A 22,225-nucleotide genomic window follows, 5' to 3' on the forward strand; every position below is an offset into this window, starting at 1 on the left:
TGCAGCTTGGCCGGAAGGCTTGGCTGCGGTGCTGCCCGAGCAGCAAGAGGGGCGCATTATACAGGCGTTTCCGAGTCGGTCAACACCTTGACGAAGAAATCGCCAAGGTGTGGTGTCACGACAACCGCCGGCGCCTCACGGTGTGTACCGGCACCGCGGCGACCAGCTTCGGCGTGATGAACGCCGGGATAGGCCCACAGCTCGACCGCCAAGCCCAGACGGCCCCCGGTAGCCTGCCTCACGGGCCGGTCAGGCGGTGGAAGCGCACCGGATAGGTCTCCCGTGCCACGGCCTGGAAGTACTCGCCGTCCAAGGTGTCGCTGGCGGCGTTGTAGCGCAGCGTGTAGGTCGAGCCGGCGTAACCGCCGGCCCTCAGCTCGAACTGCAGCTTGAGCGTCGTGCCCTCCAGCGCCGCCTGCGCCTTCGCGAAGGGCAGCGGCCGCGGGTTGGCGTAGCTCGCCTCGATGCGGCCGTCGGCATCGACCCTTCGGATGTAGAGGGTGTAGCCGCCGTCGGGTCGCACCCAGCGGCCCTCGAGCACCGCGTACGGCGAGCCGATGGTTTGCGCCGCGGCCGACTGCAGCAACGCCGCCCACACCAGCCCCGCGGACAGGTGCCAAAGGCCGCGGCGGCGCTGCGGAGTCATTCGCTGACGCGCCGGCCAGTCAGTCCTTGTTCTTCATCGCCCCCTGCAGCCGCGCGATGTCGGCAGGCGAGAGCTGCGGCCGGTCGATGTGGATCGTCAGCTTGTTGAGCTTCGCGGTCAGCGGGAAGGGCGGCTTGTAGTCGGCATCGTTCACGCCGGTCAGGGTGTCGGAGCCGACGTCGAAGTTCTCGTCCCACTGCAGGATCATCGGCAGCGTCCTGGGCATGGTCTTGGCGGCGACCACCTTTCCGTCCACTTTCAGCGTGCCGGTGCCGGGCCGGCCCACGCCGCTGAAATCGTTGAATGCCAAGGTGCCGGCGCCGAGCCCGTCGTACTTGAAGTCGAACTCGACCGTGTGGCGGCCGGGGCTCAGCGCTTCGGGTCCCTCCCACTTGATGCGCTCGAGGTCGACCATGTTCCACAGCCACACCGGCTTGCCCTTGAGGATGTAGAAGCCGTAGCCGGCAAAGCGACCGCCAGAGGTGACGATCATGCCGTCGCCACCGCCGCCCTGCGGGATCTCGATGTCGGCGCTGAAGTTGTACGACGCATTCAGGATGAACGGCGAGTCTCCCTGCGGCAGCCCGGTCATCGGCCGCGTGTAGACAAATTCGTTGCGCCCGGCGGTGATGTTCGGCCGCGGCGCGACGATGCGCGCCGCCACCGAGGCGTCCAGCGGCAGCACCTGGTGCTTCTTCGCCTCAGCCAGGAAGGCCGCGCGCATCTGTTTGACCTTCTGCGGGTACTTGGCGGCCACGTCCTCCTGCTGGTTCCAGCTCGCGTTCAGGTCGTACAGCTGGAAGACCTGGTTGTTCACCGGGTCGCGGTCGGCCGCGCCGAAGGCCTGCCAGGGCGCACGGTTCACCTTGGTACTGAGCAGCCAGCCGTCGTCGTACAAGGCCCACTGGCCCATCATCTCGAAGTACTGGGTCTTGTGGCGCGACGGCGCCTTCGCGTTCTGCGCATCGAAGGTGTAGAGGAAGCTCGTGCCTTCGATCGGCGCCTGCTTGATGCCGTCGACCATCACCGGTGCCTTCAGACCAGCAGCCTCGAGGATGGTCGGCACGACGTCGATGACATGGACGAACTGCTCACGCAGCGCGCCCTTGTCCTTGATGCGCGCCGGCCAAGACACGGCCATGTTCTGGTTGATGCCACCCAGCCGCGAGGCGTTCTGCTTGAACCAGTCGAAGGGCGTGTCGAAGGCCCACGACCAGCCGGCCGACATGTGGTTGTAAGTGTACTGCGTGCCCCAGACGTCGTAGAACTTCATCTGCACGTCGACCGGCAGCTCGTTCAGGCCGTTGAAGAAAGCCACCTCGTTCGGCGTGCCCATCGGCCCGCCTTCGGCACTGGTGCCGTTGTCGCCGTTGATGTAGATGATCAGCGTGTTGTCCAGGCGGCCGGCGTCCTCGAAGGCCTGGACCACGCGGCCGATCTCGTGGTCGCTGTAGGCGGCGTAGGCGGCGAAGATCTCGACCTGCCGAATGAACAGCTTCTTCTCCTCGGCAGAAAGCGATGCCCAGGGCTTCAGCACGTCGTTGGGCCAGGGCGTCAGCTTCAGATCCTTCGGGATCACGCCGAGCTTCTTCTGATTCTCGAAGATGGTTTCGCGCAGCTTCTCGTAACCGTCGTCGAACAGCTTCATCGCCTGGATCTTCTGCACCCACTCCTTGGTCGGGTGGTGCGGCGCGTGCGTCGCACCCGGCGCGTACTTGATGAAGATCGGTTTGGCCGGATCGATCTGGTGCATGCGCGCGATGTAGTCGATCGCGTCGTCGGCCATGCCCGTGATCAGGTTCCAGGTGCCTTCCTGGCCCTTGAACGGATAAATCTGAGTCGTGTTGCGGAACAGGTTCGGCTCCCACTGGTTGGCGTCGCCACCGACGAAACCGTAGAAGTACTCGAAGCCCATGCCGGTGGGCCACTGGTCGAAGGGCCCGACCTGGCTCGCCTGGAAGGCCGGCACGTTGTGGTCCTTGCCAAACCAGGCGGTGGCGTAACCGTTGTCCTTCAAAATGCGGCCGATCGTCGCCTTGTCGCGACCGATGATGCTGTTGTAGCCGGGGAAGCCGGTGGACTGCTCGGAGATCACGCCGAAACCCGCCGAGTGGTGGTTGCGCCCGGTGATCAGCGCTGCCCGCGTTGGCGAGCACAGGGCGGTGGAAAAGACGCGGTTGTAGCGCAGTCCTTCCTGCGCGATGCGGTCCATCGTCGGTGTCGGGATGACGCCGCCGAAGGTGCTGGGCACGCCGAAACCGGCGTCGTCGGTGATGATCAACAGCACGTTCGGCGCGCCCTTCGGCGGCACGATGCGCGGCGCCCACCAGTACTTGGACTGCAGCGCGTCATCCCTGATCACGCCACCGAACCTGGGGTCGGGAGCCGGCAGCTGCCGGTTGCCGATGGTGGTGGTGGCGTCGGGCGAGCCGAGCACACCCGTGACCTGCTGCGCCGCCGTCGGACCAACGGCGAACAGGGTGATGACCGACACCAACGAAGCACAGAGCCAGTTGCGAATCCCTTGCATGGTGACCTCCCCTCGATCAATCGTCCCGGCACTATAGCAGGGCCGCATCCTGTGATACCTTGCCGTTTCGGACATTTTCTGCGAGCGAGCGAGACCCTCAGGCCGTGCGGACACTGGCGACCGGGCAGGCGAAGAGATCGAGCACGACGGAGCGGGCAGGTGAAGCGGGACGGCAGTTCGCAACCAGGATCGTGGCGGGCACTGGCGACGAGCGGCCCAGGCGTGGTGCGCGTCGGCCCGCTGCGCGCGATCCCGGATCTGCTCACCAAGCTGGGAGTCAATCCGCTGGAGGCTTTCGCGGCCGCGGGCTGCGATCCGCAGATCCTGGCCGATGCGGAGGGCCGCGCGCCGATCGAGTCGCTCGGGCGGCTGCTCGCTGCCTGTGCCAGGCTGACGCGCTGCCCGCACTTCGGGCTGCTGGTCGGCGAGCACTTCGATCTGTCCGCTTTCGGCACGCTCGGCGTGTTGCTCCACCATTGCGCCACTGTCGGCGACGCGGTTGAGGACCTCATCCAGCACCTGCATCTCCATGATCGCGCTGCGGCGCCCCTGTTGCTCGACCTCAAGCCGGGGATCGTCCTTCTCGGCTACTCGGTCTTTGACCACGCCACGCCGGCTCTGGCCCAGATTCAGGATACGGCGATCGCCATCGCCAACCGGATCATGAGTGAGTTGTGCGGCCCGCAGTGGCGCCCGCTGCGCGTGCAGTTCGCGCACCGCCCGCCGGACAGCCTGGCGGCGCATCGCCGGCACTTCCGGGCGGACGTGGCTTTCGACGCGGACGTCTGCGGACTCGTCTTCGCTTCGACCTGGCTCCAGCGGACGATCGAGGGTGCCGACGCGACACGCCGCGAGTTTCTGGCACGAACGATCCGCGCGGCACAGGCCAAAGCGCCGCTGAGTGTCGCCGAACAAGTGCAGCAGGTCCTGCCACAACTGGTCCTGAGCGGCCTGTCGTCGACCGGGGCCGTTGCCAGGCTGTTCGCGATGCACGAGCGCACGCTGCGACGGCGCCTTGAGCGCGAGGGCGCCAACCTGCAGATGCTGATCGGGCGGACGCGATTCGATCTGGCACGGCAGCTTCTGCAGAACACCGATCTGAGCGTGACGGCGATCGCCACGGCATTGCACTACGACGACCCGAACGCGTTCTCGCGCGCGTTCCGCAGTTGGGCGAGCCTGAGTCCACGCCAGTGGCGCGCGCGCACAGGCGCACGCGACCCACTGTGCTGAGCGATCGCCAAGCCGGCGGCGGGTCGCTGCCGGCACAGACGGGCGCAAAGCGGCGCACAGCCGTCCTGCGCCGCCTCTATCCGCTGCTGGCTTTCCTCGGCGGCTTCACCTGGGATGCGCTGACGATCGGCCAGCGCATCCGCGTCGTCGACTTCTGGCGCCTGGGGATCTTCCTCCTCGGCGCGGCGTTGCTCGCGCTCTGGCTGGCCCGCCGTGAGGCGCTTGGTCGGGCACCACCGGCACCCGCTGCGACGCTGCGCGGGCGTCTCGCCTCGCTCGCCTGGCAAGCCCCCTACCTGCTGCTGCAGTTCTTCTTCGGTGGCATCTTTTCGGCGCTTTTCATTCTCTATTTCAAGAGTTCCGGACACCTCGGCACATGGCTCACCGCATCGTTCCTCGCCGCGCTGCTGGTCGGCAACGAGTTTGCCGGCAACCGCTACGGACAACGCTTCACGCTGACCTGGACCCTGTTCGCCCTGAATGCGATCCTGCTCTGCAACTTTGCGCTGCCGCATGCCCTCGGCAGCCTGCAACCCCTGTGGTTCTACGCGTCAACGGTCGCCGGCGCCACGCTGACGCACATCCTGCGCTGGCTCGCGCCCGGGCGACCCGGCCGCATCGGGCCCTCTTGGGCACTGGCCGTGGTCCTGATGCTGGCTTTTCGCCTCGACATGATCGCACCGGTGCCGCTCGTCAAGAGGCAGCTGGCAGCGGGACAGGATTTCGTCCAGGCGTCCGGGCGCTATTCACTGCAGGTGGAACGTGCGGCTTGGTGGCAGTGGTGGCGGGAACAGGCGGAAATCGTTCATGTGCCGGAAGGCGGGCGGCTGTATGGGCTGTCGGCGGTATTCGCGCCACTCGGCGTCACGGCGGATCTCGAGCACCGCTGGGAGTTCCGCGAGCAGAACGGCTGGCGGCTGGTGTACCGTCGGCCGTTCACGACCACCGGCGGGCGCGATCGCGGCTTTCGCGGCTACTCCTGGGTCCTGAACCCGCCACCGGGCGACTGGCGCTTCGTCGTCGCCACGCAGGACGGCCGCACGATCGACATCCTGCGGCTGCAGGTCGAGCGTGGCACGCCCGCGGCGAGCGAAGTGCTCGTCCGGGAGATCGACTGAGCGATCCAGCCATACCGTGAGGGCCGGGGTAGCTGTCGATGTCTAGGCCCGGAAAACGGTGACCAGTTGCCAGACCGCAAAGCCGAGCAGGACGGTACCCGCGGTCCGGTTGATCGCCTGCAGGGCACGCGACCCGATGCGCTGGCGGATGCCGGCAATCGCCGCAGCGAGCGCCAGCCACCACAGCGCCGAGCCGCAGAATACACCGAGCACCATGATCACTGCCGCGCTGCCGGTCGTCGCGGCGCTGCCGCCGATCGTCGCGAAGACGGCGATGAACGACAGGATGGTCATCGGATTGGTCAGCGTCAGGGCAAAGACCGTAGCAAAGGCACGCCCGGCGCCGATGCCGTCGGCGGCTCCTGCCGGCTGCGCGCGCGGCACCGTGCGGTACAGCTGGACGCCCATCCAGCCGAGAAAGAGCGCACCACAGACGGCGAGCGGCAGGGCAAGCGTGACGAAGAACTGCGTCACCGCCGCCAGGCCGAAGGCGCCGACGGCGCCGTAGACGCCATCGGCCGCGGCGGCTCCGAGGCCACTGACGAAACCGATGCGGGCACCATGGGCCAGCGTGCGCTGGATGCAAAGGAGACCGATCGGCCCGACCGGTGCGGCGATCGAGAGACCGATCAGTCCTGCCTTGAGAAAGAGGAAGCCATCCACTGCGAGCAGCCAGGAAAGGTATCGAGGAGGCTTCATTCTGGCAGCGTGCGAAGCGCATTTGAATGGAAGAATCAAGGAAAAGATGCCGCCCATGCTTCACAATTCAGGCTGAAACGACAACCAGCCTGGAAATCATGGAACTCGACGCGAAAGCCTGGAAAATCCTCGCCGCCGTGCAGCGTGACGGGCGAATCTCGCTGAAGGCGCTGGCCGCCGAGGTGGGTCTGTCGCTGCCAGCGGTCTCCGAACGGCTGAAGCGACTCGAAGAGGCCCATGTGGTGACGGGCTACCGAGCCGCGGTCGATGTCGCCGCGCTTGGCTACGGTGTACTGGCGATGATCGCGATGACGACGCCGCAGGCCGACAAGGCCCGCCTGCTCGCCCGGCTCGAAATGCTGCCGGAAGTGACCGAGTGCCTGCACGTCACCGGCCAGGACTCGTACCTGCTGCGCGTCGTCGCGCGCGACATCGCGCACCTCGAGCAACTGGTGGGAAGCATCAACCACTACGGCGAGACGCGCACCTCGATCGTCATGTCGGCACCGATCCCGCTGCGTCCGGTTGCGCCGCCGAAAGGCCCGCTGGCCTCCTGACCCGGCGGCAGCGCGCGGGCGAGCGCAACGACGTTCACCTGCGCCGCACCGTGCAGCTTGAGGGTGCGCGCCATTTCATCGACCGAGGCACCGGTGGTCATCACATCGTCGATCAGCAACAATCGCCGGCCACTGAAGTCGGTCGCGCAGTCGAAGGCACCACGGACGTTCCTCGCCCGCTCACGCCACGGCAGATCGGCCTGGCCAAGCGTGTGACGGATGCGCCGGCAACTGCGGGTGTCGACCGGGATCCGCCGCAGCTTGCCGAAGGCACGCGCCAGTTCGCCTGCCTGATTGAAACCACGTTCGCGCAGCCGCAGCGGATGCAGCGGCATCGGGATGATCAGGTCGGCGTCGGTCCGCTCCGGCAGCTCCGCCAGCCGCTGCCCGAACCAGCCGCCAAGGGCGAGCCGGTGGCCATACTTGAACGACTGCACCAGCTTGTCGAGCGGGAAGGCATAGCGGTAGAGCGCCGTCGTGGCGTCGTAATGGGGCGGATGGCTCAGACAGCGACCACAGATCTCGCCAAGTGGCGTCGGCAGTGCGCAGCGCGGGCAGCGCGCTGCCGGCAAGCGTGGCAGATCGCGCTCGCAGGCCTCGCAGAGCAGATTCGTGCCGCTTTCCGCGGCGCACAGCAGGCAATCCTGGGTCAGCAGCGCCGCGTACGAGGCACGGATCAGGGCCATGGATTGCTTTAAGATTGACATCCCGCAGGGGCTCGTAAAGAATTCGCGCTGTCCGCCCTCATATCACTCCCACTCCAGGTTCACCCATCATGAATGCCATTCCGCAAATCGCCGCGCGCCCGCGCGAGGAAACCGCTCCAACCGTCAAACCAGTAGCCCGCTGGACGGTTGCCGAAGTCGAAGCGCTCTATCAGCTGCCTTTCATGGATCTGATGCATCGGGCGCAGCAGGTGCACCGGGAGAACTTCGACGCCAACGAGATTCAACGCTCGACGCTGCTCTCCGTCAAGACCGGCGGCTGCTCAGAAGACTGTGGCTATTGCTCGCAGGCCGCCCGCTACAACACGGATACCGAGCGCGAGGCGATGCTGCCGCTCGACGAGGTGATCGCCGCCGCGCAGGCGGCCAAGGACAAGGGAGCGTCGCGCTTCTGCATGGGCGCCGCCTGGCGGGGCCCGAAGGACAAGGATCTGGCGAAGGTCAGCGAGATGATCCGTGCCGTCAAGGGACTCGGGCTGCAGACCTGCGTCACGCTCGGGATGCTCAAGGATGGTCAGGCCGAGGAACTCAAGGAGGCCGGACTCGACTACTACAACCACAACCTCGACACCGATGCCTCGTTCTACGGCCAGGTCATCACCACCCACAAGCACGCTGACCGGATCGACACGCTGGGCCAGGTGCGCGAAGCCGGCATCAAGGTCTGCTCGGGCGGCATCATCGGCATGGGCGAGTCACGCCGCAACCGCGCGGCGCTGATCGTCCAGCTCGCCAATCTCGCTCCACCGCCGGAGTCGGTGCCGATCAACAACCTCGTGCCGATCCCGGGCACACCGCTGGCCAACGTCGCACCGATCGACGGCTTCGAGTTCGTGCGCACCATCGCCGCTGCGCGCATCACCATGCCGACGAGTTTCGTCCGGCTGTCGGCCGGGCGGCAGGAGATGAGCGATGAACTACAGGCGCTCTGTTTCCTCGCCGGCGCCAACTCGATCTTCTACGGCGACAAGCTGCTGACCACCGGCAACCCGGAAGCCGACCGCGACGAGGCGCTGTTCGAGAAGCTCGGGTTGCGGCCGATCTAGTTCGCGATGGGCGTGGCACCGGCGCCGTTCGTCGATCAGCGCCAGGTGCGGCGCAACTTCGCCCGCGCCGCTGCGACCTACGACGAGGTGGCGGTGCTGCAGCGCGAAGTGGGCAGCCGCATGCTCGAGCGGCTCGATTATGTGCGCATCGAGCCGCAGCGCATCCTCGACCTCGGTTGTGGCACCGGCGCCAGCCTGACGGCGCTGCACGAACGCTATCCAGCGGCGACGGTGATCGGCGCCGACCTCAGCGAAGCGATGTTGCGCGCCGGCAAGACACAACGCTCACGTCTGCACTGGCTGCTGCCCTTCCTGCGCGGCAACCGGCCACCGCTGCTCGCTGCCGAGGCGGCGGCGCTGCCTTTCGCCGCACGCGCTTTCGGCCTGCTGTGGACCAACCTGATGCTGCACTGGGTCGCCGACCCGCTGCCGGCACTGCGCGAGATGCATCGCGTACTCGCGGTCGACGGCCTGCTGATGTTCTCGACCTTCGGTCCGGACACCCTGCAGGAGCTGCGCGCGAGCTTCCGCGACGGGCAGCCGCACACGCAGCGCTTCATCGACATGCACGACTACGGCGACATGCTCGTCGAATGCGGTTTCAGCGACCCGGTGATGGATGCCGAAATGCTGACGGTGACCTACGCCAGCTTCGACGACCTGCTCGCCGACCTGCGCCGGAGCGGCTCGGGCTGCGCCATGCATGGCCGACGGCAAGGGCTGACGGGGCGAACGGCATGGGCGGCTGCACGCGCGGCCTACGACGGACTGGCGCGCGACGGCCGCCTGCCGGCGACTGTCGAAGTGGTCTACGGACACGCCTGGAAAGGCGAGCCGCGGAAGACCGCCGACGGGCGGACGATCATCCGCTTCGAACCGCGACAGCGAAGCCGCTGAGCCGGCGGGTGGGGCTCCGGGGAGCGCCGCCTACCGGCCAGGAGCGATCAGCGGAAGAACTCCTCGAGGCGGACGAAGACCTCATGCTCGGCGCCGTGACGGCGAACCGCGAGCACGTCCTCGAGCTTCTCCACCTGCTTCACCATTTGCTCCAGTCGCTCATCCTCATTCACCAGCAGCCAGATGCGACTGGTCTGACCACTGCCGACCGGCATCACCAGGATCGCCTCGACATTGTAGGCACGGCGGGAGAACAGGCCGACGACGTGCGACATCACGCCGGCGTGGTTATTGACATCCAGCTCGAGCACGGCGCGCGTCAACGCCTGATTCTCGGTTCTTGTCAGCGAGTTCATCGTTCAGCCTCCGATCATGTCCTTGTTGGCGGCGCCCGGCGGCACCATCGGCAAAACCTGCTCACGCATCTCGATGCCGGCGTGGATCAGCATCGGGCCAGGCGTCGCCAGCGCTGCGGCGAGCGCCGCCCGCGGATCGCCGGCAGCATCGAGGTCGATCGCTGCGACCCCGAAACCTTCGGCGACGCGGACGAAATCGGGCATGCCCTTGAACTTCGAGGCGTAGATGCGCTCGCCGTAGAACAGCGTCTGCTGCTGGAAGACCAGGCCGAGCGACGCGTTGTTCATCAGCACGATCTTGACGTTGACTCCCTCCTCGGCAGCGGTGACCAGCTCCTGGATGTTCATCAGGATGCTGCCATCGCCGCTGAAGCAGACCACCGTCCGCTGCGGTTCGGCAAGCGCGGCACCGATCGCCGCCGGCATGCCGAAGCCCATCGTCCCGAGCCCGCCCGAGGTCAGCCACTGGCGCGGCCGGCGCAGCGGGTACGCCTGCGCCACCCACATCTGGTGCTGCCCGACGTCGGTGGTGATCGTCGCTTCGTCGTCGAGACAATCGGCGACGGCACGGATCAACCCGTAGGGCGTCCGCGGATCGTCGATGCCCGGCGTGCGCAGCGGATGCTCGGCTTTCAGACAGGCGACGCGCGCCAGCCAGTCCACGCGCAGCGCGCCATCGACCGCCGGCAACAGCAACTGCAGCACGGCGCCGACATCACCGGCAATCCCGACATGCGCGGTCTTGATCTTGTCGAGTTCCGACGGGTCGATGTCGATATGGACGATCTTCGCCTGCGGGCAGAAGCCCGCGACCTTGCCGGTTGCGCGGTCGTCGAAGCGGGCTCCGACGGCGATCAGCAGGTCGCACTCGTCGAGCGCGAGGTTGGTGCAACGGGCCCCGTGCATGCCGAGCATGCCGAGTGAGAGCGGGTGATCGACCGGCATCGCGCCGAGTGCCATCAGCGTCATCACCGTCGGCAGGCTGGCCTTCTCGGCGAGCGCGACGGCGGCGGCGGCGGCGCCCGAATGGACGACACCGCCACCGAGGTAGAGGATCGGCCGCGCAGCCTCGTTGATCATCGCCGCCGCCGCGCTGATCAGATCGGCTGCCGGCGGCGGCAGGGCATCGGCGCTGCCCGGCGCGGGCCACTCGGCGACCTCGACCACCTGGTTCTGCACGTCCTTCGGAATATCGACGAGTACCGGACCCGGCCGGCCGGAGGCGGCGATGCGGAAAGCGCGCGGAATGACCTGCAGCAGTTCCTCCGCCGAACCGACGAGGAAGTTGTGCTTGGTGATCGGGATGCTCAGGCCGTAGGTGTCGACCTCCTGGAAGGCGTCGGTACCGATCATCGCCCGTGGCACCTGGCCGGTGATCGCCACCAGCGGGATCGAATCGAGCTTGGCATCGGCGATCGCCGTCAGCAGGTTGGTCGCCCCCGGACCCGACGACGCCATGCAGACCGCCGGCAGTCCGGTGGCACGGGCCATGCCCTGCGCCATGAAGCCGCCTCCCTGCTCATGCCGGGCAAGCACATGATGGATCCGCTTCGACGCCGACAGCGCATCGTAGATCGGCAGGATGGCGCCGCCGGGTATCCCGGCCAGCGTGCGGACGCCCTGTCGTTCGAGGAGACGAACGACGATCTGGGCACCGCTGAGGGATTCTGGGGCTTCTCTGCTCAAGGCAATCTCCTGAAAAAAGGCGCCCCGGGACACGGCGGACGCTGGACCGCATAAAGGCGAAACCCCCGCTCGGCTTGCACCGGCGGGGGTTTCTGGAATCTGTCGTCGTCTTCGCGACCTAGCTTCTCTCGACCCTCGACGGTGTGTCGGGTCCTACGCCAGCCAGGCGTACTACAGCGACTGCAGGCACACCAACCGCAGCGAACCGCGTGGCCGAGGCCACTGCCGGTCGATGTGTTGCTGGCTTGGCAGAACGGAGCATTGTCGCGAGATCCTGAAGTCGTCGAACGAAGGCCACATTAGAACCGAGCGCGGCGAGAAACGCAACCCCGATCTCGCCGATCCAGCGCTGGCGCATGCGCCAGCCGAATCGGGGCCGTTCGCCGGCAGGCCCGCCTCTTGCCGCTGCGGCGCTCAGATCGCAGGGGGCTGGCGGGGAGAGCACGCGCGATGCCCGGCGGGTGTGGGGTCCATGAACAGGTGGTCGAGGAGTGGCTGGGGTTCCGGTCCGATCGCTGGACGACGCCATTCCTCAGCATCGTGGAACAAGCCTTGCGCCGCACCGGCCCGGCGGCGGGTTCCGATTCCCGGATTGGCGCGTTGCTCAAAGCGCGTGAGCAATGCCACTGCTTGGTCATCGAGGGCGCTGGATCAGTCGCGGGACCTCGGCAACAACCTCGCCGAACCTCGCCTGCAATTCAGGAAGAAACGAAACTTCATCGCGCTGCTCGATGGTGTCGCGCGTTCGACCGAACCTACCCCTTGCGCCGCGCACCGGCACTTGGCAAGCGCCTGGCTCCGGGGCTGCGCGCCTTGCCGATCGGCAGGGGCTTGCGGGCTGCTGGTGGCACGGCGTGACGATGACTATCCGTGATCTGCCGATCGCTCGGGCAAGCGCAGGTCCGCTCCGCCTGCATGCTATAGTGCTTGACGGAACGATCGAACGAGGTAGCCATTGGCAAGACGCAAGGACCATTCCGGGATGACGGGCAGCACCGGCGCCAACGTCGGCTATGAAGCCCAGCTCTGGCAGATGGCCGACGCGCTGCGCGGCAGCATGGACGCCGCCGAGTACAAGCACGTCTGCCTCGGCCTGCTGTTCCTCAAGTACATCTCCGACGCCTTCGAGGAGAAGCACGCCGCGCTGCTGGCCGAGCAGGCGGAGGGCGCCGACCCCGAAGACCCCGACGAGTACCGCGCGCTCTCGATCTTCTGGGTGCCGCCCGAAGCGCGCTGGCCGCACCTAAAGGCGCAGGCGCGCCAGAGCACCATCGGCCAGCTCGTCGACGACGCGATGGCCGGCATCGAGCGCGACAACCCGGCGCTCAAGGGCGTGCTGCCCAAGGACTACGCCCGCCCCGCGCTCGACAAGCAACGCCTCGGCCAGTTGATCGACATGATCAGCAACATCAAGGTCGGCGACGAGGCCAGCCGCGCGAAGGACGTGCTCGGCCGCGTCTACGAATACTTCCTCTCGCAGTTCGCCAGCGCCGAGGGCAAGAAGGGGGGCGAGTTCTACACGCCGCGCTGCGTGGTCAAGCTGCTGGTCGAGATGCTCGAGCCCTACCGCGGCCGGGTGTACGACCCCTGCTGCGGCTCGTCGGGCATGTTCGTGCAGTCGGTGGAGTTCATCCGCGCGCACGCCAAGGGCAACGGTCACGGCCTGAACGCCGGCGCCAAGGCCAGGGCGGACATCTCGATCTACGGCCAGGAGTCGAACTACACCACCTGGCGACTGGCGCGCATGAACCTCGCCATCCGCGGCATCGACTCCGGCCAGATCGCGCACGGCGACACCTTCCAGAACGACCGCCACCCCGACCTCAGGGCCGACTTCATCCTCGCCAACCCGCCGTTCAACATCTCCGACTGGGGCGGCGAGCGCCTGCGCGACGACAAGCGCTGGCATTACGGCACGCCGCCGCCGGGCAACGCCAACTTCGCCTGGGTGCAGCACATCGTGCACCACCTGGCGCCGGCCGGCGTGGCCGGCTTCGTCCTGGCCAATGGCTCGATGTCGTCCAACCAGTCCGGCGAGGGCGAGATCCGCAGGAACCTGATCGAGGCCAACCTCGTGGACTGCATGGTCGCGCTGCCGGGCCAGCTCTTCTACTCGACGCAAATCCCTGCGTGCCTGTGGTTCCTGGCGCGTGACCGCAGGAACGGCACCCGAGCCGGAGGCGAGTCCCGTTTCCGCGACCGACGCGGCCAAGTGCTGTTCATCGACGCCCGCAAGCTTGGGCCGCTGGTGGACCGCACCCACCGCGAGCTGACCGACGAGGACATCGCCCGCATCGCCAATACCTACCACGCCTGGCGCGGCGAGAAGGATGCGGGCGAGTACGCCGACGTGCCCGGCTTTTGCAAAAGCGCGCAGCTGGACGAGGTGCGCAAGCACGGCCACGTGCTTACGCCCGGCCGCTACGTCGGCGCCGAGGCGCAGGAGGACGAGGGCGAGCCGTTCCAGGAGAAGATGCGGCGGCTTACCGCGACACTGCGCGAGCAGCAGGCTGAGGCTGCGAAGCTCGATGCCGCGATCGCCGCCAACCTGAAGGAGCTTGGGTATGGCGGGTGAGTGGTTCGGGCGAACCACATTTCTCAAGCTCATCTCCGAGGGCGTGCTTGAAATCGGGGACGGCTATCGCGCCAAGAATGAGGAACTTGGTGGCGATGGGTTGATGTTTCTTCGAGCCGGACACGTAACCGACACACGCATCGACTTTGACGGTGTGGAACGCTTCCACGTCGCGCTTGAACCACGAGTTCAGTCCAAGGTGGCGAAACCAGGTGACGCAGTGATCACAACGAAGGGCAACAGCACGGGGCGCACGACCTACGTAACGCCATCGATGCCGCCGTTCGTTTATTCCCCGCACCTGAGCTACTGGCGCAGTCTTGATCCCAGTCGCGTCGAAGGCGGGTTCCTCCGCTACTGGAGCAAAAGCCCAGAGTTCACGGAGCAGCTAGCCGGCATGAAGGCGTCCACCGACATGGCGCCATATCTCAGCCTCATTGATCAGAAGCGGCTCGGAATCACGCTCCCGCCAATAGGCGAACAACGCGCCATCGCCCACATCCTCGGCTCGCTGGACGACAAGATCGAGCTGAACCGGCGAATGAACGAGACGCTGGAGGCAATGGCGCGCGCGCTCTTCAAGTCGTGGTTCGTGGACTTCGACCCCGTCCGCGCCAAGGCCGAAGGCCGCGACCCCGGCCTCCCCAAGCCCCTCGCCGACCTCTTCCCCGCCCGCCTGGTCGACTCCGAACTCGGCGAGATTCCGAAGGGGTGGAAAGTGGTGCCGCTGTCTGATCTCACAGCGGTGATTACGAAGGGCACTACGCCGACTCAAGAGGACGTGGAGGCGGCGGCGCCGGACGATCCACCGGTCCGCTATGTCCGCGTCAACGCTATCGACGGAGACGGGGAAATCCTCTTCGACAAACTCACCACAATGCCGAAGTCAGTTCACCTTGGCGTACTGAAACGTTCCGTTCTTCGAGCGAAAGATGTGCTCTACACCATTGCCGGAACCATTGGCCGCGTGTCCATCGTCGAGGAGTCTTTGTTGCCGGCGAACACCAACCAGGCAGTCGCGGTTATTCGCCCACGATCGAACATCTCCTCCGCTTTCCTGGCGTTGGCGATGAGGCAGGAAGCATTTCGCGAAGAGCTACACAGTAACATCGTCCACGCTGTGCAAGCGAACTTGAGTCTTGGGATGCTGTCGAGAGCGAGGGTAGCCGTTCCACCCGAGGCAGTGCTTTCGGAACTGTTTGCGCCAAGTGAAGCGCTCATGGAACAGGCCGCCTTGGCTCGCGAGCAATCGCGCACCCTTGGAGCTTTGCGCGACACGCTTCTGCCCAAGCTCATCTCGGGTGAACTGAGGATCGCTCACCGCAACCCAGTAGCAGAGGTGATGTAATGACTACTGGCAGCCGCGGCGTCTTCTCAGCCGTCGACGCAACTCTTGGATATCTCTATCAGGTCCGATCGGCCCTGCTCTGGGCTTTGCGGCGACAGAAGAACGAGCCCGACTTCCTTGTCTCGATCGAGACACTCGACGATGTGACATTCGAAACAACCGGAGGTAACCCGACTGACCTCCTTCAAACAAAACACCACCGCAAGGGTTCCGCATCCCTGACCGACGCAAGTCCGGATCTTTGGAAGACGCTGAGGGTCTGGTTTGAGGGCCACGCGTCGGGACAGATCCCGCCGACCGCGAACCTTTACCTCGTCACAACGAGTTCTGCGCCTGACGGCAGCGCGGCATACCGGCTCCGCGCAAACTCCCGCGACGCTTCAGCGGCGCAGCACGCGCTAGATGCCACGGCTGCGACTTCAACGAACCTGGGGAACAAGGTCGCGTATGCCGCTTATCTAGAGGCGTCTCCGACCGAGCGCACCGCGATTCTTGCCAAGGTCTGCATCATTGATGCTGCGCCCACAGTAGTTGATCTCGACAAGGAGTTGCGGGACGAAGTGTTTTGGGCAGCTGGGAGGGAGCACCACGCGGCGTTCCTCGACAGACTTGAGGGATGGTGGCTTCGCCGTGTGCTTCGGCAACTGGTCGAAGCAACGCACGATCGAGTTGGCTCCGTCGAGATCGAGGCGCAAATGGCTGACCTGCGCGAGCAGTTCAAGCACGATGCACTGCCGATTGACGAGGACCTTCTGGGTTTCACGCTTGATGATGCAACCACGGCGGCTCATGAGGACGCTACGTTTGTCAGGCAGCTAGGACTCATCAAGGCCGGTAAGCGCCGAATAGCCGCTGCCGTTCGCGACTACTACAGGGCATTCGAACAGCGGTCCCGCTGGTTGCGTGATGACTTGGTGGTTGGCCTGGACCTTCATAAGTACGAGCAACGGCTCTACCAGGAGTGGGAGCTGGTCTTTGAGGCAATGCGCGACGATGTTGGAGATGACGCTACCGACGAGGCGCAAGAGCAAGCTGCACGCTCGGTGCTCGCTTGGGCAGAGCGCACGCCTATCCCGATTCGGCCTAGTGTCACGGAGCCTTTCGTTACCCGGGGCTCGCTTCACATGCTCGCCGACGAGGCGCGGATTGGATGGCACCCCGAGTTTCGGGCCCGCCTTGAGGCACTCTTGAGAACGACGGGGAGAACCTCATGACGGTCTGGGCGAACCGATCTCACGAGGAACGAGCGCTCTTGAACCCGAGCTTCTGCGCGACTCTGCTTTGGCACGCCGCCCGCGGACACGTTGCTGAGGGGAACGTGGCGCTGTCGTTTGAGGAATCTTTCTTGGTACTGCCATTTATCCTTCATCGTGGGACGAGGGAGACACTGCCGCGCTCTGGTCGGACTTCGCTCGCTGCGTGGCTTGAGGAGTACCCGCTGGCGCGGGTGCGAGTGGCGAGCCGCGCCCGATTCCTAGTCCCGTTCACAAAGGAGGCGCTAACGTTCGGCGGCGCCCATGGACTCATTCGGCTTGACTCGGGCAGGTTGCACGCAGACCCGGATTGGCAACGAGTCGTGAATCGAGTCATCAAAATGTCCAGTGACGAAGTCAAGAATTCCGTTAGTCGAGCAGCTTTCATTGGGCAGTGGTTCGCCCGAGCCGGAAACGCGGCGACCGTTCTCGCCTTGATCGGGGTACGCCCATGACGATGCAGATCTTGGCCATTGTTGTCTTCAGCCACCAAGGACAAAGGCGTGTTCTTTCGCTGAAGGCTGGCGCGGTCAACATCATCACGGGCGCATCTAAGACTGGTAAGTCGGCCCTCGTCGACATTGTCGATTACTGCTTCGGTGCGGACGAATGCCGAGTCCCCGAGGGTCCTATTCGCCGGGCTGTAGCGTGGTTCGGGCTGCGGCTTCAACTCGATAGCGGCCAGGCTTTCATCGCAAGACGTTGTCCGAATGCAAGATCGGTATCTAGCGAAGAGTGTTTCGTTGAGGTCGGAGAACACGTCGAAGCACCTGACGCGGGCGCTCTCCGGCAGACCACGAATACGAGAGGCCTTGGCGCCCTCCTGACCGGCTGGAGTGGAATCCACGACAACATTCATGAACCATTGCCAGGTCAGACCAGACCGGCACTATCTGCGAATGTGCGCCACGCGCTGGGCCTCTGCTTTCAGCCGCAGGACGAGATTATTCGGCGGCAGCAGCTGTTCCGTGGAGCGGGGGACAATTTCGTCGCGCAGGCGCTGAGGGATACGCTGCCGTATTTCCTTGGGGCGGTCGACGATGAGTTCGTGCGGAAGCGTGAGGAGCTTCGGCGAGTGCGCGAGCAGCTCCGGGCTTGCGATCGCCAGCTAAGCGAGCTGCAGTCGCTTCGGGGTACAGGAACTAGCAAAGCGGCGACCCTATTGGCTCAGGCAAGAGACGTTGGGCTCTCGTCGAGCGAGGTGAACACATGGGAGCAAACCGTCTCGGCGCTTCAGGAAGTGTCTCGGACGCCGATCGCAGGGGTCGCCCTTGAGCATCCGAGCGGACAGGAGTATGGGCGCTTGGTCGCCGAACGGGCTCGTCTACTCGAAGAGCAACGCCGATTGCGCGACGAGGTATCCAGCGCGCGCGCGTTCGAACGAGATGAAACGGGCTTTTCGCGAGAGGCATCTGAGCAAAGAGCTCGACTTGCGACAATTGGAATCTTTGACGGGTCGGAGCCGGGTCACGTCTGCCCGCTGTGTTCGCAAGACCTCCCCGATGCACGCGCAGTTCCGCCTGTGGCACAGATCAGGAACGCCCTGACCGACGTGTCGTCCCGTCTGGAGTCGGTAACCCGGGCGGCCCCGTGGGTCGAGCGAGCCATTGCGGAACTCGACGCAAAGCTGCAAGAGGTCGTCGCGGCGTTGGGCAAGAACCGAGCAGAGATGGAGGCGGTGCGGAGCTCGAGCGATCAGTTGCAGCGGGTCCAGGACGAAACGGCCAAACGTGCCCTCATCCTTGGGCGCGTCGGCTTGTACTTGGAGAGCCTTCCTGAGCTTCCAGACACTAAGGCGCTCGAGGAACAAGCTCGACGGTTGAGGGCTCAAGCGGCTGCGCTTGAGGAGGAACTCAGTGATGAGCGAGTCAGGGAGCGTATCGACTCCATCACGTCTATTCTCGGCAGGCGGATGACGGATTGGGCGCGTGAACTAGATCTAGAGCACTCGAAGTTCCCCCTTAGGTTGGACCTCAAGCGCCTGACGATTGTCGCGGACACCGTGGACGGACCGGTACCGATGGACCGAATGGGCAGCGGTGAGAACTGGGTTGGCTACCACCTCATTGCACACCTTGCATTGCATGAGTGGTTCACGCAGCGCGGTCGACCGGTTCCTCGCTTCTTGTTCCTCGATCAACCATCGCAAGTCTACTTCCCGCCCGAGAAGGATATTGATGGATCGATGTCTGGGGTTGTAGAAGACGATAGGCAGGCGGTTGTCAGGATGTTTCAGTTTGTCTTCAAGGTTGTGAGTGAGCTGGCCCCGCGCTTCCAGGTGGTGATGACCGAGCACGCAGACATAAAGGAATACTGGTACCAGCACGCAGTCGTGGAACGGTGGCGCGGCGGAGCGAAATTGGTCCCTGAGGAGTGGCCGCGAAGTGAGTAGCGGCGACCTTACCAAATCTGTCGTCGAAGAGGCGTCCCTCGCTTGGCTCGAAAGCGCTGGCTGGCAAGTCCGCAGCGGCGCCGAGATCGCCCCGGCGAGCGCGCTACGGAGCGTGATGACTACGGGCAGGTTGTCCTCGCGCAGCGTCTGCGCGACGCCATCGCGCGCCTCAATGCTTCGTTGCCCGCCGAGGCCCCGGATGATGCCTTCTGCAAGCTGATGCTGCGAGAAGACGCCGACCTCCTCTTCATCGTGTTCGAGGACGACGGCGGCTGCACCGCCAAGAAGATGGTCGGTCGCCACCAGTTCCACGTGGTGCGGGTGGCGGCAAGCGAGACGCGGCGCGCCAAAGCACTCGCGACGACCATCGCCGAGGTTGCGAAGGGCAACAGGGCAGTGGTCCTTGCTTGGCAGCAGAAAGTCCAAGACGAAGGAAATGGGACATGATGGTGGGCGAGAAAGCATGAACCGCATCCCTGTCAACCGAGAGTTGCTGACCTGGGCACGTGAGCGCGCCGGGATGAATACGCTCGAACTGGCAGGGCGTTTCCCGAAGCTCGGCGAGTGGGAAGACGGTACGCTGCTGCCGACCTTGCGGCAACTGGAAGAGTTTGCCCGCACGGTACACGTCCCGATCGGCTATCTGTTCCTGCCGGCGCCGCCGCAAGAGGCGCTGCCGATTCCCGATTTCCGTACAGTGGCCGATCGTGTCGTCGCCCGCCCCAGCCCGAATCTGCTCGACACGATTTACCTGTGCCAGCAGCGGCAGGATTGGTTCCGCGACTATGCCCGCGTGCACGCGCTGGCGCCTCTGGCCTTTGTGGGTAGTGCGGGAGTACAGGACTCCCCGGAGCGCGTAGCCGAGGCGATGCGGCAGGCGCTTGCGCTGTCTGTCGAGGACCGGCAGCGGGTGCCTACGTGGACCGACGCGCTGCGCCAACTCGCCGCCAAGGCCGAGGATGCCGGAGTGTTGGTGATGGCCAGTTCCATTCTCGGCAGCAACAGTCACCGCAAGTTGGATGTCGAGGAGTTTCGCGGCTTCGCGCTGGCGGATGATCTGGCACCCCTCGTGTTCATCAATGCGGCAGACAGCAAGGCCGCGCAGATGTTTACCCTGGCGCATGAACTGGCACACCTGTGGCTGGGTGAGAGCGGGGTTTCGGATCCGGTAGCCGGGCAACCGCCGGCGCAGCGTGTGGAACGTTGGTGCAATGCGGTGGCAGCGGAATTCCTGGTGCCCTTGGCCGCGTTGCGGAGTGAGCATGAGGCCGACGCGCCGATTGGGGATGAAATCCAGCGCCTCGCGCGCATTTTCAAAGTGAGCACGCTGGTGGCGCTGCGTCGACTGTTCGATGCGCGGTTCATCGATGAGGACACCCTCTGGCAAGGCTATCGGGACGAACTGGCGCGCATACGGGCGCTCGACCGAGGCGGTACCGGCGGCGGTGACTTTTACCGCACTCTGGGCGCGCGAACCGGCAGGCGCTTCGCGCGAGCGGTGCTCTCCAGCACGCTCGAAGGACAGACGCTGTTTCAAGACGCCTTCCGCATGCTGGGCGTACGGAAGACGGCCACGTTCTACCAAGCGGCGCGAGAGCTGGGGGTGATGTCGTGACCTACCTGCTCGATGCCAACGTCTTCATCCAGGCCAAGAACCTGCATTATGGGCTGGACTTCTGCCCTGCCTTCTGGGACTGGCTGATCGACAACGGCGCGTGCGGTCGCGTGTTCAGCATCGATAAAGTGGCGGATGAAATCGCCGCGGGCGCTGACGAGCTGAACGATTGGATGCGCGAACGTGGCCATGCTCTGTTTCTGAGAACTGGAGTCTCGGTCGCAGCACAGTTCGGCGCTGTCAGCACTTGGGTTACACAGCAACAGTACGAACCGGCAGCCATCAGCACCTTCCTGCAGGTTGCCGACTTCTACCTGATCGCCCACGCCCTTGCGGACGGGCACGTCGTGGTGACGCACGAAGTGCCCGCCAACTCCGTCAAGCGCATCAAGATTCCCAACGTCTGCATCGGCTTGGGCATGCGATTCATGACACCCTACGAGATGCTGCGCCGCGAGCGCGCCCGCTTCGTACTGGGCCGAGGGGAACTGCTGACATGAGTTCCGGTTGCACCGAATCCGTCGTTGAGCAGCCCGTTCTCGCCTGGATCGAGAGCACCGGTTGGCGGGTCCATAACGGCAGCGAGATCGCTCCCGGCGAGCCCGCAGCGGGGCGCGGCGCCTTTGGGCACACAGACCTTCCTCCTCCAGCAGCGCTACGACGAGGGTTTGCTGGTCGAGTTCCTGCACCGCAACGCGCGGCTGATCCGCAACGGCGAGGCCGTGATCAGCGACGTCGGGCTGGCCGCGCTGGCGCCGCTGATGGCCGAATCGGCACCGACGGACGAGGATGTGATGATCCGGCTGGTGATGAACATGCTCGTGGAACCGGTCACGTGAGCGGATTCACCGAATCCGTCGTCGAGCTGGCCGCGCTGGCGTGGCTTGAAAACGTCGGCTGGCGAGTTCGCAGTGACGCCGGAATCGCCCCCGGCGAACCCGCTGCCGAGCGAGACGACTACGGGCAGGTCGTCCTTGGGCTGCGCCTGCGCGATGCGCTGGCGCGGCTCAACCCGGCACTGCCGGCCGAGGCGCTGGACGATGCCTTCCGCAAGCTGACGCGGCCCGAGGGGACAGACCTCCTCGTGCGCAACCGCGCGCTGCACCGCCTGCTGGTGGATGGCGTGACGGTCGAATGCCGCTATGCCGACGGCAGCATCCGCGGCGCGCAGGCGCGGGTGATCGACTTCAACCTCCCGGCGGGCAACGACTGGCTGGCGGTGAACCAGTTCAGCGTCGGCGAGCAGAAGCACTGGTGGCGGCCCGACGTGGTGCTGTGCGTGAACGGCCTGCCGCTGGTGGTGCTGGAACTGCGGAATGCCGCCGCCGAGAACGCCACGATCTGGAGCACGTTCCAGCAGCTCCAGACCTACCAGGCCGAGGTCACGGTGCTGTTCGGACCGAATGCGCTGCTCGCAGTCTCCGACGGCGTGGCGGCGCGCGTGGGCACGCTCGGCGCCGCGAGCGAGCGGTTAAAGCACTTGTGCACCTTCGCGGGCGATACGCTGGCCAATGCCTACGTTCCCGTGCTTCAGGAGGCACGAAGGTGA

21 protein-coding genes are annotated in these 22,225 nt (G+C 65.4%); 15 read left to right on the forward strand and 6 right to left on the reverse strand.

Annotated features, from left to right (window positions below):
- Positions 1-238: 238 nt before the first annotated feature.
- Together V5B60_RS05030 and V5B60_RS05035 are read right to left on the reverse strand one after the other, a co-directional pair.
- Positions 239-646 (reverse strand): hypothetical protein, encoded by a 408-nt coding sequence (locus tag V5B60_RS05030; RefSeq protein WP_332345927.1) that lies wholly within the window; start codon positions 644-646, stop codon positions 239-241.
- A 19-nt stretch (positions 647-665) separates the two neighbouring features.
- Positions 666-3,176 (reverse strand): arylsulfatase, encoded by a 2,511-nt coding sequence (locus tag V5B60_RS05035; RefSeq protein WP_332345928.1) that lies wholly within the window; start codon positions 3,174-3,176, stop codon positions 666-668.
- 159 nt (positions 3,177-3,335) lie between these two features.
- On the opposite strand from V5B60_RS05035, the gene V5B60_RS05040 reads away from it, so the two are divergent.
- Positions 3,336-4,409: an AraC family transcriptional regulator gene (locus V5B60_RS05040; RefSeq protein WP_332345929.1), complete on the forward strand. Its 1,074-nt coding sequence runs from the start codon at positions 3,336-3,338 to the stop codon at positions 4,407-4,409.
- On the forward strand, positions 4,403-5,527 hold the full coding sequence (locus tag V5B60_RS05045; protein WP_332345930.1) for a DUF2914 domain-containing protein: 1,125 nt from the start codon (positions 4,403-4,405) through the stop codon (positions 5,525-5,527). The genes V5B60_RS05040 and V5B60_RS05045 overlap by 7 nt, the downstream gene beginning before the upstream one ends.
- A gap of 42 nt (positions 5,528-5,569) precedes the next feature.
- Here V5B60_RS05045 and V5B60_RS05050 read toward each other — a convergent pair whose 3' ends face one another.
- On the reverse strand, positions 5,570-6,226 hold the full coding sequence (locus V5B60_RS05050; protein WP_434735304.1) for a LysE family translocator: 657 nt from the start codon (positions 6,224-6,226) through the stop codon (positions 5,570-5,572).
- 98 nt (positions 6,227-6,324) lie between these two features.
- Between V5B60_RS05050 and V5B60_RS05055 the strand changes: the two genes are divergently transcribed.
- Positions 6,325-6,783 carry an Lrp/AsnC family transcriptional regulator gene (locus V5B60_RS05055; RefSeq protein ID WP_034932140.1) on the forward strand — a complete coding sequence of 153 codons (459 nt, stop codon included), beginning with the start codon at positions 6,325-6,327 and terminating at the stop codon, positions 6,781-6,783.
- Here the strand turns inward: V5B60_RS05055 and V5B60_RS05060 are convergent.
- On the reverse strand, positions 6,696-7,490 hold the full coding sequence (locus V5B60_RS05060) for a ComF family protein (RefSeq protein WP_332345931.1): 795 nt from the start codon (positions 7,488-7,490) through the stop codon (positions 6,696-6,698). The two genes, V5B60_RS05055 and V5B60_RS05060, sit on opposite strands and share 88 nt — an antisense overlap.
- 68 nt (positions 7,491-7,558) lie before the next feature.
- Between V5B60_RS05060 and bioB the strand changes: the two genes are divergently transcribed.
- Together bioB and bioC are read left to right on the forward strand one after the other, a co-directional pair.
- Positions 7,559-8,554, forward strand: coding sequence for a biotin synthase BioB (bioB, locus tag V5B60_RS05065; RefSeq protein WP_332345932.1), 996 nt, complete (start codon positions 7,559-7,561; stop codon positions 8,552-8,554).
- A 6-nt stretch (positions 8,555-8,560) separates the two neighbouring features.
- Complete coding sequence (bioC, locus tag V5B60_RS05070) at positions 8,561-9,451, forward strand: malonyl-ACP O-methyltransferase BioC (RefSeq protein ID WP_332345933.1); 891 nt, start codon at positions 8,561-8,563, stop codon at positions 9,449-9,451.
- 47 nt (positions 9,452-9,498) lie between these two features.
- Here bioC and ilvN read toward each other — a convergent pair whose 3' ends face one another.
- The gene (gene ilvN / locus V5B60_RS05075) at positions 9,499-9,807 is read right to left on the reverse strand and encodes an acetolactate synthase small subunit (RefSeq protein ID WP_332345934.1); all 309 of its coding nucleotides are present in this window, start codon (positions 9,805-9,807) and stop codon (positions 9,499-9,501) included.
- 3 nt (positions 9,808-9,810) lie between these two features.
- The gene (gene ilvB, locus V5B60_RS05080; protein ID WP_332345935.1) at positions 9,811-11,493 is read right to left on the reverse strand and encodes an acetolactate synthase large subunit; all 1,683 of its coding nucleotides are present in this window, start codon (positions 11,491-11,493) and stop codon (positions 9,811-9,813) included.
- A 982-nt stretch (positions 11,494-12,475) separates the two neighbouring features.
- Here ilvB and V5B60_RS05085 point away from each other — a divergent pair.
- The 10 genes from V5B60_RS05085 (at position 12,476) to V5B60_RS05125 (ending at position 22,225) form a co-directional block, all read left to right on the forward strand.
- Complete coding sequence (locus V5B60_RS05085; RefSeq protein ID WP_332345936.1) at positions 12,476-14,068, forward strand: type I restriction-modification system subunit M; 1,593 nt, start codon at positions 12,476-12,478, stop codon at positions 14,066-14,068.
- Entirely contained in the window at positions 14,058-15,416 is a 1,359-nt protein-coding gene (locus V5B60_RS05090) for a restriction endonuclease subunit S (RefSeq protein ID WP_332345937.1), read from the forward strand. The genes V5B60_RS05085 and V5B60_RS05090 overlap by 11 nt, the downstream gene beginning before the upstream one ends.
- Positions 15,416-16,630, forward strand: a complete 1,215-nt coding sequence (locus tag V5B60_RS05095; protein ID WP_332345938.1) for an ABC-three component system protein — start codon at positions 15,416-15,418, stop codon at positions 16,628-16,630. Before V5B60_RS05090 ends, V5B60_RS05095 begins: the two co-directional genes overlap by 1 nt.
- Positions 16,627-17,124: a three component ABC system middle component gene (locus V5B60_RS22145; protein WP_434735305.1), complete on the forward strand. Its 498-nt coding sequence runs from the start codon at positions 16,627-16,629 to the stop codon at positions 17,122-17,124. Before V5B60_RS05095 ends, V5B60_RS22145 begins: the two co-directional genes overlap by 4 nt.
- Positions 17,121-19,061, forward strand: a complete 1,941-nt coding sequence (locus V5B60_RS05100; protein ID WP_332345939.1) for a DUF3732 domain-containing protein — start codon at positions 17,121-17,123, stop codon at positions 19,059-19,061. Before V5B60_RS22145 ends, V5B60_RS05100 begins: the two co-directional genes overlap by 4 nt.
- 42 nt (positions 19,062-19,103) lie before the next feature.
- Entirely contained in the window at positions 19,104-19,508 is a 405-nt protein-coding gene (locus tag V5B60_RS05105; protein ID WP_332345940.1) for a hypothetical protein, read from the forward strand.
- Positions 19,509-19,524: 16 nt separating this feature from the next.
- Positions 19,525-20,676: an ImmA/IrrE family metallo-endopeptidase gene (locus V5B60_RS05110; protein ID WP_332345941.1), complete on the forward strand. Its 1,152-nt coding sequence runs from the start codon at positions 19,525-19,527 to the stop codon at positions 20,674-20,676.
- A complete protein-coding gene (locus V5B60_RS05115; RefSeq protein ID WP_332345942.1) occupies positions 20,673-21,176 on the forward strand; it encodes a DUF4411 family protein in 504 nt (167 codons plus the stop codon). Before V5B60_RS05110 ends, V5B60_RS05115 begins: the two co-directional genes overlap by 4 nt.
- Before the next feature lie 123 nt (positions 21,177-21,299).
- A complete protein-coding gene (locus V5B60_RS05120; RefSeq protein ID WP_332350697.1) occupies positions 21,300-21,515 on the forward strand; it encodes a hypothetical protein in 216 nt (71 codons plus the stop codon).
- On the forward strand, positions 21,512-22,225 hold the full coding sequence (locus tag V5B60_RS05125) for a type I restriction endonuclease (RefSeq protein ID WP_332345943.1): 714 nt from the start codon (positions 21,512-21,514) through the stop codon (positions 22,223-22,225). Before V5B60_RS05120 ends, V5B60_RS05125 begins: the two co-directional genes overlap by 4 nt.

This window comes from Accumulibacter sp., assembly GCF_036625195.1.
Lineage (GTDB): Bacteria > Pseudomonadota > Gammaproteobacteria > Burkholderiales > Rhodocyclaceae > Accumulibacter.

Coding starts and splice junctions, on each gene's coding strand:
- V5B60_RS05095 (WP_332345938.1), top strand. CDS start 15,416: ATGACTACTGGCAGCCGCGGCGTCTTCTCAGCCGTCGACGCAACTCTT.
- ilvN (WP_332345934.1), bottom strand. CDS start 9,807: ATGAACTCGCTGACAAGAACCGAGAATCAGGCGTTGACGCGCGCCGTG.
- V5B60_RS05050 (WP_434735304.1), bottom strand. CDS start 6,226: ATGAAGCCTCCTCGATACCTTTCCTGGCTGCTCGCAGTGGATGGCTTC.
- V5B60_RS05090 (WP_332345937.1), top strand. CDS start 14,058: ATGGCGGGTGAGTGGTTCGGGCGAACCACATTTCTCAAGCTCATCTCC.
- V5B60_RS05085 (WP_332345936.1), top strand. CDS start 12,476: ATGACGGGCAGCACCGGCGCCAACGTCGGCTATGAAGCCCAGCTCTGG.
- V5B60_RS05035 (WP_332345928.1), bottom strand. CDS start 3,176: ATGCAAGGGATTCGCAACTGGCTCTGTGCTTCGTTGGTGTCGGTCATC.
- V5B60_RS05100 (WP_332345939.1), top strand. CDS start 17,121: ATGACGATGCAGATCTTGGCCATTGTTGTCTTCAGCCACCAAGGACAA.
- bioC (WP_332345933.1), top strand. CDS start 8,561: ATGGGCGTGGCACCGGCGCCGTTCGTCGATCAGCGCCAGGTGCGGCGC.
- V5B60_RS05030 (WP_332345927.1), bottom strand. CDS start 646: ATGACTCCGCAGCGCCGCCGCGGCCTTTGGCACCTGTCCGCGGGGCTG.
- V5B60_RS05060 (WP_332345931.1), bottom strand. CDS start 7,490: ATGTCAATCTTAAAGCAATCCATGGCCCTGATCCGTGCCTCGTACGCG.
- V5B60_RS05110 (WP_332345941.1), top strand. CDS start 19,525: ATGAACCGCATCCCTGTCAACCGAGAGTTGCTGACCTGGGCACGTGAG.
- bioB (WP_332345932.1), top strand. CDS start 7,559: ATGAATGCCATTCCGCAAATCGCCGCGCGCCCGCGCGAGGAAACCGCT.
- V5B60_RS22145 (WP_434735305.1), top strand. CDS start 16,627: ATGACGGTCTGGGCGAACCGATCTCACGAGGAACGAGCGCTCTTGAAC.
- V5B60_RS05055 (WP_034932140.1), top strand. CDS start 6,325: ATGGAACTCGACGCGAAAGCCTGGAAAATCCTCGCCGCCGTGCAGCGT.